This is a genomic window from Thomasclavelia sp. (assembly GCF_017889095.1).
Lineage (GTDB): Bacteria > Bacillota_I > Bacilli_A > Erysipelotrichales > Coprobacillaceae > Thomasclavelia.
In genome coordinates this window covers 1-12,908 of the sequence record NZ_JAGHEW010000043.1, presented here as the reverse complement: position 1 = coordinate 12,908, position 12,908 = coordinate 1, and the positions used below count along the sequence as shown (strand labels likewise).

Genomic DNA, 12,908 nt, shown 5'->3' with positions numbered 1-12,908 from the left:
TCAGAAGGAACGGATAAATCAATCATAAAGTCATCTCCTGATATAATTATAGTAGTAAAAAGGGCGAATTGCATATAAAACGCATCATCACCCTGGTGGACAAAATTTATTTTGTCCCTTTTTTATTGAAGATAAATACTTAGAGTTTTTGGTAATAATATTAGTGAAAAAAATAGAGATGACTGACCATCTCTATTTAAGTTTTATTTTAAAACGAAATGATGACCTGGTACAATAAAGTCTAATAACATCATTTCTTCTTCTTTAATTGTGGCAACTAAGTTACGTTCACCATCATTTGGTATTTCAGTTAAAACAATTTCTAATTCACCGCGATAATGAGCTAAATTATCATTAACAATCAAAATGTCACCACGAGTGAATACTTTTTTACCACAGTCATGATGTGGAATTGATTTTTCAACAACTGTTTTATTAGTTGAAAAACCAGAATCTTGAACTGTTGCTTTTTCTTTAAATTTAACTCTTGGCATACTAGATCTTAACATGAAAGTAGAATGATCATAGCGATCCCAGTGTGGTCCAAATTCATACATGATCATTTTTTCATTTTCAGTGATTTCTGGTACTTCATCAACTTTGATTTCAATTGCCTGATAGTTAAGTTTAGATAAAGCTTCTAATTCTTCATCAGTAGCTGGGTAGTTACCAATTAAGATATCATCAACATTACCAGCAGCTAACATTAAACGAGCTTGTAAGTCAATTGGTAAACCACGCATGATTTCTACTGTTGGTAAACCACAGAATACTTGCCAAGGTCCAATTGTATCTTTGTTGTTACTTGATACAAAAGCGGCAGTGTGTAAGTTTAATTCTTTCCAGTAACTATTAAGATCTTGGAATAAATCAAAATCTAATCCAGTATAACGTTCTGGGAAGAAGTTATGGCACATGATAATTTGTTCATGATTACCACCATTTTTGATTAATAATTCTACTCCAGGATCCATACTAGCATTGAATTCAATTTTAATATTGTATGGATTACGAGTAAGCTGGATATCACCTTGTGTCCCAAAATTTCCATCCATTCTAATGATATCTAATCCCAAATCTACAAATGGTTTTAAGTTATCAGGCGTTGCTCCAATTAATTTGAATACTTCTGGATTAGTATCCGCAGCTACTTCAAATCCTAATTCGTGAGCTTTGGTCATGAATTCTTTAAATTCAACTAGATAACTTTCGCGCTTATCTTCAGGGATTGATAAAAAGCAGGTAAAGATTCTTTTAAACCCTAATTTAGCAGCTTTTTCCATGTAAGCGTATACCTCTTCTTTTGGTGATTTATCAGGGTATACAGAAATTCCTAATTTGTGCATTTCGTTTTCCTCCTTAACAATACTATTATAAAACTATTTAATGATTTTGTCTTGTATTTTAGGGAAAAATAATTAATAATATACAAAGATAGGTAGGTGAAAAAGATGAATCTAAGTATAATCATGTCGTTTGTTGTAACGATGATAATTTCTGTAATCTTAGTTCCTTTAGCCATGAAAGCTGGTGGGGCTTTGGGAATTGTAGCGCATAAAAATAAACGAACGGTTCATACTATTGAAGTACCTAGAATTGGTGGTTATGCAATTTATATTAGTTCTTTAATTGGAGCAGTGATTTTTTTAAAGACTGATGCCCAAATTAATGCGATTTTAATTGCTAGTTTTTTAGTTTTTTTCGTTGGGTTATTAGATGATGTTCATGATTTATCACCGAAAACTAAATTAATTGTTGAACTGATTGCGGCTTTGATTGTAATCGTTCATGGTGATATTTATTTGAAAGGATTTGATTTTTTACCGGCTAAGTGGATTTCTGTTGTTGCTGGATTTATTACTGTAATCTGGATCGTGGGAATTACTAATGCGATTAATTTAATTGATGGCTTAGATGGATTATCATCGGGAATATCAATCATTGTCTTGTTTACTATTTCCATGACTTCATTAACGAGTGGACGGACCGATATTGCATCACTATCATTATTATTGGCAGGAGCAATCATGGGCTTTTTGTTTTACAATTTTCATCCGGCTAAAGTGTTTTTAGGTGATTGTGGAGCTTTGTATATTGGCTTTATGATTTCGGTTATTTCATTACTTGGCTTTGGCTATAATGTTTCAACGTTTTTTACATTAGGGGCACCAATTGTTGTTTTGATGGTGCCAATCATGGATACTTTGATTGCGATAATAAGACGTAAGGTTCATCATAAAAAGTTTAGTGAAGCTGATCGGGCTCATTTACATCATAATTTGATGTTTAAGTTAAAATTAGGACATCGTAAAAGTGTTTTAGTATTGTATGGAGTAACTTTTTTGTTTTCATTAACATCATACATATATTATTATGATCCTACACTAGGGACATTGATGTTTATTATTTTAATGTTTATATTTGAATTATTTATTGAAATGACTAATATGGTTAGTCGTAAATATAAACCGGTTCTAACAATCGTTAATATCTTTTTAAAAAGTGATAATTTACCTAAAATTAAGCGTTTAGAAGCTTATCGTAAACGCCGCAGTAAAACTAGAGCGATTTTAGACCGGTTAGTAATTATTGCCTGTTTAGTTGCGGTTATTGTTTTAACAAGTGCTTATTTTTATCAAGATAAAACAATTGAAACACCAGATAAATATGTTCCAACTCCGTATGTAAATAGTGAAACAAATGAGTTATTAGATGATATCTATGATCGTTTAGATCGGGCTTATCAAAGTGATCTAACTAGTGAGGAGTGTCAATTAGTAGCTTCTTACTTTGCAGTTGATTATTTTACTTTAGCCAACAAGGAAGAAAATCAAGTAGGAGCGATTAATTATATTTATCCCAGTTTACAAAGTGAGTTTAATTCTTTTGCGTTAAAATCTTTTTATGTTAATCGAACTCTTTATCCTGATTTAGAAGTAACTGAATATGAAATTATTTCATATTCACCATCTAAAGTAGTAATTGAAGGATTGGAAAATAATGAGTATTATAATGTTTTGATTTCAATGGAATATAATATTGAAGATGAAAATTTACCAAGCAGTACCAATATTGTTTTAGTATATGATAATGATCGTTTTTATGTAGTTGGGGTTGACAATGCTTAAAATTAAACGAGTAAAGCAAATTGATCAGGAATTATATTTATTTCATTGTAATCAAAAAAAGTATTATCGACTTATTAATGTTAAAATAACTAAAGATTATTTATTTAAAGATATGCAAGGACCAGAAGGGTTTGATGAAAATGATCACTATATCAATAAAGTTTTTTATCAAGATGAGCTGGTTGCTGTAATTGATTATCAAATTGGTTATCGCTATTCATATCTTCATGATAATAAATATGTCTGGATTGGATTATTTTTAGTTGATGAAAGTTTTCAAAGAAAACAGATTGGTACAATGATCATTAATTATTTTATTGAAAATTATTGGCAAGATCAGGAAGTTATTCAATTGGCATGTCTTGACCACAATTATTCAGGTCTAGCTTTTTGGCGATATTTAGGTTTTGAAAAAATTGCTATGTCTAGTTATGAAAATTTAAAAGTGTCAGTTTTACAAAAAAAATTACGATAAACAATATGATAAGTGTTTAAAGCGTTGTTTTTTAAAAAAAAATATGTTATTATGGTCTAGCGATGTATCAAAGTATCTTTTAGGAGGCATATTATGTTTGAAACAATTTTAAATGGATTGATGGTTGCTATTTCAATAGCACTTATTATATTATGTTTATTACAAAGTGGTAAATCAGACGGTATTGTTAACGCGTTAACAGGTCAAAGTTCTAATTTATTTGCTCATCAAAAAGAGCGTGGAGCAGAACTAGTACTTACAAGAGTTACAGCCGGACTAGCAATTGTATTTTTTATCATTGCAATCATTTTGAGAATGTCATAATTAATAGGGCTAAGGTCCTATTTTTATTTTAAATGAGGAGGTGAAAGAATGAAAGATGAAATATTAGAGTTGTTGAAAGATCCTGAATACATCTATCGCACAGTTGATTTGTTAGCTAAAGAGTTGGGTCATCAAAAAAGTGATCAGTTTGTAAAACTGGTTAAAACATTGAATCAATTAGAAGATGAAGGACTGGTTGTAAGAGATAATTATAATAATTATTATTTACCTGAACAATTAAATATCTATGTTGGAGTTCTTAGTCTTAATAAACGGGGTTATGGTTTTGTTAAGACAGATAGATTAGAAAAAGATATTTTTATCGGTAAAAATGATTTAAAAGGTGCTTTTAATCAGGATACAGTTTTAGTTGAACTGGCGAAAAAAAGTGATGGAGATTCGCCTGAAGGAAAGATCGTTAAAATTATTAATCGTGGACAAACACGTTTTGTCGGTGAAGTGAAAAAAGCTAAACGTGATTTTTATGTGGATGTTGATGATGTGTTATTTGATCAGCCGATTTTTGTAGATCAGGCACATAGTCATGGAGCAATGCCAGGACATAAAGTCATGGTTGAAATCAAAACGTATAAACCGTTTTTAAAAGGCGATATTATTAAGATCTTAGGTCACCGTAATGATCCGGGGATTGATATTTTATCAGTAGTTTACCAGCATGATACTAGGGTAGATTTCCCCCAGGAAGTATTTGATCAAATCAGTGATATTCCTAGTACGATCAAAGACGTTGATATTAGTGATCGATTAGATCTAAGAAATGAAGTTATTGTTACGATCGATGGCGAAGATGCCAAGGATCTTGATGATGCAATCTCGCTAAAAAAACTTGATAATGGGCATTATTATTTAGGGGTTCATATCGCAGATGTTTCTTATTATGTAACCGAAGGTTCACCGTTAGATAAAGAAGCTTTTAATCGGGGAACATCAATATATTTAGTTGATCGAGTAATTCCGATGTTACCACATAAATTATCTAATGGGATTTGTTCTTTAAATCCTCATGAAGATCGTTTGACCATATCTTGTTTTATGGAAATTGATCAAGAAGGAAATGTGGTTGATCACGAAATCGTTCCTTCAGTTATCAATTCAACTGAACGGATGACTTATACCAATGTTAATCACATTTTAGCTAATAATCAGGCTTTACAGCTTCGTTATAGTCATGTCAAAGATTTATTTTTTAGAATGTTTGAATTAGCACAAATCTTACGAAAAAAACGTTTTGATCGCGGAGCAATTGATTTTGATGTTAAAGAAGCTAAAGTATTAGTTGATAATCGTGGTAATCCAACAGATGTCGTTGTTAGAAATCGTGGTGAAGCGGAAAAAATTATTGAAGAGTTTATGCTTTTAGCTAATGAAACGGTAGCTCAGCATTTTTACTGGTTAGAATTACCATTTATCTATCGGGTTCATGAAAATCCTAAGCCAGAAAAATTATTGCAGTTTGTAAATATTGCAAAAACGATGGGATATACGATTAAAGGATCACTAGAAAATATTTATCCTGGTGAGTTAAGTACGATCATTGAAGCTAGTAAAGGAACACCAGAGCATACCATTATTGCAACATTATTATTAAGATGTATGCAAAAAGCTCGTTATGATGAACAATGTCTAGGCCATTTTGGTTTAGCTGATGAATTTTATACTCATTTCACATCACCAATTAGACGTTATCCAGATTTAATCGTTCATCGAATGATTCACCGTTTCTTATTTGACAAACAATTAGATAAAAAGACAATTCGTTATTATCAGGATTTAATGATGGAAATTGCCGAACAGTCATCATTTAGAGAACGTGTTGCCATTGAAATTGAACGTGAAGTTGATGATATGAAAATGGCTGAATATATGGAGAAACATTTAGGTGAGGAATTTGAAGGAACTATTTCTTCAATTACTAATTTTGGTTTCTTTGTTGAACTGGATAATACAATTGATGGTTTAGTTCATGTTACTGATTTAACAGATGATTTTTATTTCTTTGATGAACGAAATTTGCGTTATATTGGTCAAAGAAATCGCAAAGTATTTAAAATGTCAGATCGAGTCAAAGTACGGGTGGCTAGTGCTTCAAAAAAAGATCGGAGTGTAGATTTTGAAATTGTTGGTATGAAATCTAACAAAAAGCCACGAAAAACTGTTATAATAAATAAGCAGGGTGATCAGGACAAGAAAAAACGTTCAAAAAGAGATAATCGCTTTAAAAAGCGACATGAAGAACCGCAATTTTTTAATAAGCATCGTCAAAATAGAAAACGACGATCACGAAAAAGACGTTAATATGATAAGGAGGAATGGAAATGAAGATTATTTCTAATAACAAAAAAGCGTATCATGATTATTTTATTTTAGATAGTTATGAAGCGGGAATTGAATTAAAGGGTACAGAAATTAAATCAGTTCGTTTAGGTAATGTTAATTTAAAAGATTCATTTATTAGAATTAAAAATAATGAGGCTTTTATTGAAAACATGCACATTTCTCCTTATAGTCATGGCAATCGTTTTAATCATGATCCACGCCGTAATCGTAAATTGTTGTTACATCGTAAAGAAATTTTAAAAATTTCTAATAAATTAAAAGAAGGTGGCTTGACAGTTGTGCCAACTAAGTTATACTTTAATGTAGGCAGTAAAGTTAAGTTAGAAATTGCTATTGCTCGTGGTAAAAAACTTTATGATAAACGCCAGGATATCAAAGAAAGAGATTCTAAACGTGAGATCCAGCGAGCGTTAAAAAATTATTAACGGGGGTGTTTTGGGTTCGACAGGTATGGTTTGACCTTAGCTGCAGTCGAAGGCATTCGTTAAATGCAATCAAAAAATAACTGGAAACAGACAAACTAATTACGCTTTCGCTTAGTCGACATAGACATGAAAGCTGCCACTATTTAATGTGCCTATAATTATTTAGCTGGTATCATAACTAATAGGATAAGAACAGTTAGAGCTTAGATAACTGTTACGAAAATTTATAAGCTCGTTAGGTGGAAAATTGCTCATTGATTGTAGCCTAACTAAATTTATTCAATGAGCTAAACTGTAGACGCTTTGGAGGGACTATGCTTGGACAGGGGTTCGATTCCCCTCACCTCCACCAAATGGGATTTGACGACACCTAGTTTCTGAAGAATTTCTAAAACTTCTTCATGAGTTGCAGGATGTCCGTTTTTACGATAATTGAAGGTGACTAATTTACTATCATCGAACAAAAAGGCTTTTGAGATGAATGTTTCTACAAGTCTTTTTTTGTTTCTGATTTTTTACTTTCATCTAGCATCTTTTTTAAGATAAATTCAATAAAATTTCTTTCTAAAATATCATCATTCATTTTTTCAGTTTTTATCTTTTTTTCAAGTATATTTTTCATTTTCAAGTTCATTAATTTTGTTTATCATAGCATCATTAAATAATCCGTTTTTTATGGCTTTAACAATATTTGCAATTAATTTATTAACATCTTTTAATTTTTTTAATGCTTTTAAATTATTATTGTTTTGATGTTCAGCTTGATAATTTATTATACCGTCAATAATATCATTTAGAACTTTACCATTAAAAAAGATTCCTGGATAATATCTATAATTCTATTTTCTATTACTTTTTGTCTAATATCTTTTTATTGCATTTATGTTTTACTTTATTGCCATACATAAGATCTACTTTGCTTTTATAATAAATAAAAAAACCTTGGTGTCGCCGAATCCCTTATAACGGGCGGTTACTGCCAAGGTTTTGTTAACATTTGTGTACTCCTTTTGCAAGTACACATCCATATTATGCCCCTAGTACCAAAAAGGCAACATCTTTTGTAAAATTCATTATTAAAAATAATGATATTTAGTTTATTCATAAAATTATTACTTTTTTAACGTATAGTATTTTATAGATATTTAAAGAGTATTTAATTTTTTTCATTATTTTTCTAAATTTAATCACCCTCATCATTCTTCGTATAAATGTTTATTTTTTAATAAGATCGTCATAAAAATATATTTTGTAAGAATCGTGTGTATAATTTTGATAAACAGTGATTTCAAATAAAGCATTTTTTTGAACGTTACGTTATCAATGAAGGTATGGTCATCACCAATAATAGTACTGGTGTTTCTAAATATGATAATAGCTTTCGTAGTACAATTTTAGATGATTAATTTAATAATGATTAATTTAAATACATAAATGTTGATGTTAAACACTACTCTTAACTTAGCTGCATCACTCCAGCGTTATTTAAATACATATAATGTTGATGTTAAACAGGTAAGCAGTTCAGAGTTTATAAAATCTTCGATGCATTCAAATACATATAATGTTGATGTTAAACGTGATTGATCCGATATACAACATCGTTAAATTCATAATTTAAATACATATAATGTTGATGTTAAACAAGTTTTGCAAAGGATTTTACGCAAATATTAAGCGTATTTAAATACATATAATGTTGATGTTAAACCATAGTAAATATGCCATTTTTATAAAATCAAAATAGTCTAAACTCTAGACAAATCAACGATTTTATATATTTTTACCAGCTAATCATTGGATATATGCATTATACCATAGATTTCTTCATTCTCCTAGATATATAAGGACTTTAAGAGATTTAATTAAAACTGTAGTTGGTAAATTATATAATAAGATCATTATCTAATTCTTTTTTACTTTTCATTTAAATGATATTAATTAGATTGGGTTAATGATTTATAATATTATTTAAGTTAAAAAAATGAATTTTGAAAAGTAATAAATATTTTAAAAATATATTATAATAATGACATGATGTATATTTTTAAAGTAGGATAAAATTTAAAGAATTAGGTAATATATTAATGAATGATGTTGAAGAGTGGTGCTTTCTATGGATTATATATTAAAACAGTTTGATCATGATTTATTGTATTTTTCTATGGAAAATACAATAAATGGATTAGAAGTAAGGATTAATGCAGTTAATGAAGATAAAAAATATTTATTGCCACTAGATTTAAAACTAACAAATGAATCGTTGCTAAGATGGTTAAAAAATAGGACAGTACCTAGAAATAGAGCTTATGTAACTAATTTTTTATCACGACTTGGATTGAATGAAAAAGATACAAAAGGAATTATAGATATTTGCCAGGGTTTATCCTTAAATGATTGTTATTGGGTAGTAAAAAAAGATAGTAAAGATTTGTTTAAAGATAAAAATCTTTACACAAATTCATTTAATACAAATATTGCTTCGATTGCTTTTACTGGGTATGGAAGTTATAAAAAAACTTCTTTTTGTTTATCAGCAGAATTTACAACTGATGGGATGCTGGCAAAGTCTTGGCGTAGAATGAAAGGGAAAATTATGCTTTATAAATCCGGAACAGAAGGATTTGCTAATGGTGGTTTAGAGCCTTATTCTGAATTTTATGCAAGTCAAGTTGCCAAAGCAATGGGACTTCATTATGTGCCATATCAATTGTCTAAGTGGAAAGGAAAACTATGTTCTACTTGCGAACTTTTTACAAGTCCAAATTTGTCATTTATAGCTATTGGTAGATTAGTGAAAACTGGAGGTATTATTGCAGTTATTGATTATTATAAAAAATTAGGTGATGATTTTTATCAGGAACTAGTTGATATGCTTGTCTTTGATGCTATTATTTTAAATGAAGATCGGCATTTTGGGAATTTTGGGCTATTGATTGATAATCACACTAATAAAATTATTGCACCAGCTCCAATATTTGATAATGGTTTATCTTTGCTTTGCTATACAATGGAAAATGATTTTGATCAGGAAAGTCAGTATATTAAAACAAGACAGCCAGCTACTTATGATCAATTCATTGATTTTGTAAAACCATTAATGACAAATAGACAAAAAGAAAAAGTTAGAAAAATTTTAAATTTTCATTTTGATAAAAAATCAAATTATAAATTGCCAAACAAACGCTTAAAACAATTAGAAAAAATGGTTCAAGAACAGGCAAAACAATTATTAAGTTAATGATTGTGACTTATTATCTAGATAAAGTAGATGGTTGATATGTTTATCTACCATTTAATTAAAAATGAAATTAATATGATTGATGGTCATTTATTTGACCGCATTTATCTATAAAGGTGTTTCAAAAATTGCTGATGTAACAAGAAGTGCCAAGGTCAATTGATAATTAAAAAATATTTGTAGTTTAACGATGCTTGATAAATGCAGGCTTATGACAATGAATTAGTGGATATTAATGATGTTTTGTTAGGGTTTAAATATTATAGTAATTACTTTAGTAATTTGAGTTTTGGTAAAAAATAAAAAACAGGTAAAAAGTTATTCACAAATTGTTTGTTTTCCTTTATTTATAAGGAAAATCAGCACCAAATTTAACCTATAAATTTATTTGCTGATTCCTTAACTTAACGGTTTAATTTTAAATTTTAATGTCCTTAGTCCTAACTTAATGACATTGTGTTGTAAGATGTTTTTTGTTTTTAAAAGCGAAAAGACACTAAATAAATTAGTGCCTTCTCGAAGATTCTCCAGTAATACCACTCTGTATATCGGTGGATTGCCTTTGTTATACATGTATTCTAGCACAAGGTTTTAAAAAGTCAACATGTATACACTCTAAAATATACACTGAATTATAAAATTTATTCTTCACCAAGGAAATATTTTTTAAAATTTTTATTAACTGCTTTTATTTCCGCAGTATTTAATTTTATAATCTTAGATGTACCGGATTTATAAAGAGGGCATGCAATACGTTTAATACTTACACGTCTAACATCATTGGTTCTAACATAATTTACTTTTCCATTTACTAATATAGGTGTGTTATAGGGGTATTTACCTGAAGTTGCTTGTGAAGTAATTGGCAATACAATGTAACTGCTGTCATTAGGATTTCTTGATATACACCTTTTAAATATAACGGCTGGTCGTCTTTTATGTAATTCGCTTCCAATATTTTCACCGATTTCTATGTAATAGATGCTATATTTTTTAATAATTGGATTTCTATTTATAGATGTATCGAATTCTAAATTAGATTTATGTTCAAACCAGGTAAAATATTTATAGTAATCTTCGGTCAAAATATAATCCTGTTTTGGATTAGATAGTCTTTTTGCTTGGAATTTAGAATATGTATCTAAGTTTTTTTTAGCTAATTTATTTAATAGTAAATCAGATAATTCTACAAATTCATTATATTGTATTTTAAAAACCTTTCCTTTTAATCGCAGTACATTAATAATATCGGTTCTCTTTATTTCAATAAAATTAAAAGGATAAGCGACTTTATCCAAAGCATTTATTTTGTATGTTTTACCGCTATTATCATTTTTGTCTATGGGAATAATGCAAACTTTATTTTTTAGATTTGTATCACACATATATATACCTAAGTTATTTTCAGAATAATTATTTTTGTAGATATATATGTTTCCATGAAATAATTTTATTTGTTTCAATTTCCTCTCTCCTCATGTGAATATTTATTTTTTGATCGGTCGTAAAAATATATTTTATAAATGATAGTATCTACCATTTAATTAAAGATGAAATTTATACGATTGGTAGTTATTTATTTAACTGAATTTATCTATAAAGGTGTTTCAAGAATTACTGATGTAATAAGAAGTGCAAAGGGTAATTAATAGTTAAAGAATATTTGATGTTTTATGTTGCTTGTTAAATACAGGTTTATGACAATGAATTTGTGGGTATTAATGACGTTTTAAACATTTTAGTAATTATTTTAACAAACTTGATATTTTAAAAATATACTATATAATATAGTTACCGGAGGTAATCAATCCTCGACTGGTCTATAAATGATGTCTGATTATAGTAATTAAGCGTACTGTAAGTACGTCAGCTCATTTAGGAAGTGGCTTAATGCCACTTTTTTCATGGCAAAAATAATTTTAATTTTAAAAATGAATCTAATTTTTGATTTAATTCTTTATCATTATTAGAATGTAAAACGGTACTTCTTACTTTTCCGGCAATAATGTCGGAAGCTTGGATGGAATATACTTTTTTTGAGTCCATATATTCAACATCAACATTAAGCTTTCCAAAGATAATGGGATTATGTCTTACATTGTAATTAAAATTATATATTCCATTTGCCAGTTCTTCATATATACTTTCTTTCAATGAATAATAACCATTGCTTTTTGTTGATTGTTGATCAATACGTATTACTAAATTTAAGTCCTGGCTGGTATTAATAGTACCATTACTAATGTATTGAGATATTATTTTTTTTATAATCATTTTTTGAGTATAGTCAGTATATCTTCCCCTGCTTGCTTTGGAATTAAGAATGTTTGGATATGTTTTTTGATTATTTATAACAACGGCGTATGTAAAATGCTGTTTACATAAGTTTATTAATCTTCGCTTATCTGCATTTTTTATGTTGAAGCTTTTTATTTCAGGACAATTCGTTCCTTGACATTTTTCATTTGACAAACTGCAATAGTTGCATTTAATATTATTTAAAATTGATTTGTATTGTCTGTTGAATTTATCTTTTTCATATTTTTCAGTAAAAGAAATACCTGCAAAAACGGATACTTTTTCTTTGTTTGTTAATTTACCTGAATCATCCATAAATATATAGATTGTTAATGTTTGTGTATATGTTTTTGTTTTATTTAAGGTTATTGTTTCCATTTTCCCGTTCCTCATAAATATTTAAAAGTGTATGTGTTTTCCAGATTAATAAAAATATATAAACAAGGTTCCTTTTTAGAAACTTTTGGATATAATAGTAGTAAGCTAACTTGAGATGGATAAAGCTGGGCTGGTTGTACCAATAAGACTTAAGTCGAGATGCCTTTGCTCCTGGGGTTAGCTATTTTTTTATTTTTCTCTCAATTTAGTAATGATGTCTTTATCATTTAAAATAAGTGTAATAATTTTGGTAATTAGTGCTTCAGAATATTTGTATACAG

10 protein-coding genes and 1 other RNA gene are annotated in these 12,908 nt (G+C 28.8%); 7 read left to right on the top strand and 4 right to left on the bottom strand.

Annotated elements, in window-relative coordinates; all coding sequences use genetic code 11:
* Window positions 1-203: 203 nt before the first annotated feature.
* The gene (locus tag J7M77_RS01970) at window positions 204-1,346 is read right to left on the bottom strand and encodes a DUF871 domain-containing protein (RefSeq protein ID WP_296875461.1); all 1,143 of its coding nucleotides are present in this window, start codon (window positions 1,344-1,346) and stop codon (window positions 204-206) included.
* Between the two features lie 105 nt (window positions 1,347-1,451).
* On the opposite strand from J7M77_RS01970, the gene J7M77_RS01965 reads away from it, so the two are divergent.
* The 6 genes from J7M77_RS01965 (at window position 1,452) to ssrA (ending at window position 7,062) form a co-directional block, all read left to right on the top strand.
* The gene (locus J7M77_RS01965; protein ID WP_296875459.1) at window positions 1,452-3,128 is read left to right on the top strand and encodes an MraY family glycosyltransferase; all 1,677 of its coding nucleotides are present in this window, start codon (window positions 1,452-1,454) and stop codon (window positions 3,126-3,128) included.
* Window positions 3,121-3,603 carry an N-acetyltransferase gene (locus J7M77_RS01960; protein ID WP_296875457.1) on the top strand — a complete coding sequence of 161 codons (483 nt, stop codon included), beginning with the start codon at window positions 3,121-3,123 and terminating at the stop codon, window positions 3,601-3,603. Before J7M77_RS01965 ends, J7M77_RS01960 begins: the two co-directional genes overlap by 8 nt.
* A gap of 93 nt (window positions 3,604-3,696) precedes the next feature.
* Window positions 3,697-3,927 (top strand): preprotein translocase subunit SecG, encoded by a 231-nt coding sequence (gene secG, locus J7M77_RS01955; RefSeq protein ID WP_296875455.1) that lies wholly within the window; start codon window positions 3,697-3,699, stop codon window positions 3,925-3,927.
* 48 nt (window positions 3,928-3,975) lie between these two features.
* Window positions 3,976-6,243 (top strand): ribonuclease R, encoded by a 2,268-nt coding sequence (gene rnr / locus J7M77_RS01950; protein WP_296875453.1) that lies wholly within the window; start codon window positions 3,976-3,978, stop codon window positions 6,241-6,243.
* 20 nt (window positions 6,244-6,263) lie between these two features.
* A complete protein-coding gene (smpB, locus tag J7M77_RS01945) occupies window positions 6,264-6,710 on the top strand; it encodes an SsrA-binding protein SmpB (RefSeq protein ID WP_296875451.1) in 447 nt (148 codons plus the stop codon).
* A 1-nt stretch (window position 6,711) separates the two neighbouring features.
* Window positions 6,712-7,062, top strand: a transfer-messenger RNA (tmRNA) gene (ssrA, locus tag J7M77_RS01940).
* A 135-nt stretch (window positions 7,063-7,197) separates the two neighbouring features.
* Here the strand turns inward: ssrA and J7M77_RS01935 are convergent.
* Window positions 7,198-7,332, bottom strand: coding sequence for a hypothetical protein (locus J7M77_RS01935; protein WP_296875449.1), 135 nt, complete (start codon window positions 7,330-7,332; stop codon window positions 7,198-7,200).
* A gap of 1,494 nt (window positions 7,333-8,826) precedes the next feature.
* On the opposite strand from J7M77_RS01935, the gene J7M77_RS01930 reads away from it, so the two are divergent.
* Window positions 8,827-9,951: an XRE family transcriptional regulator gene (locus J7M77_RS01930; protein WP_296875447.1), complete on the top strand. Its 1,125-nt coding sequence runs from the start codon at window positions 8,827-8,829 to the stop codon at window positions 9,949-9,951.
* A 641-nt stretch (window positions 9,952-10,592) separates the two neighbouring features.
* Here J7M77_RS01930 and J7M77_RS01925 read toward each other — a convergent pair.
* Together J7M77_RS01925 and J7M77_RS01920 are read right to left on the bottom strand one after the other, a co-directional pair.
* Entirely contained in the window at window positions 10,593-11,414 is an 822-nt protein-coding gene (locus J7M77_RS01925) for a type II toxin-antitoxin system PemK/MazF family toxin (RefSeq protein ID WP_296875445.1), read from the bottom strand.
* Window positions 11,415-11,853: 439 nt separating this feature from the next.
* On the bottom strand, window positions 11,854-12,627 hold the full coding sequence (locus J7M77_RS01920; RefSeq protein ID WP_296875443.1) for a DUF3800 domain-containing protein: 774 nt from the start codon (window positions 12,625-12,627) through the stop codon (window positions 11,854-11,856).
* Window positions 12,628-12,908 lie beyond the last annotated feature (281 nt).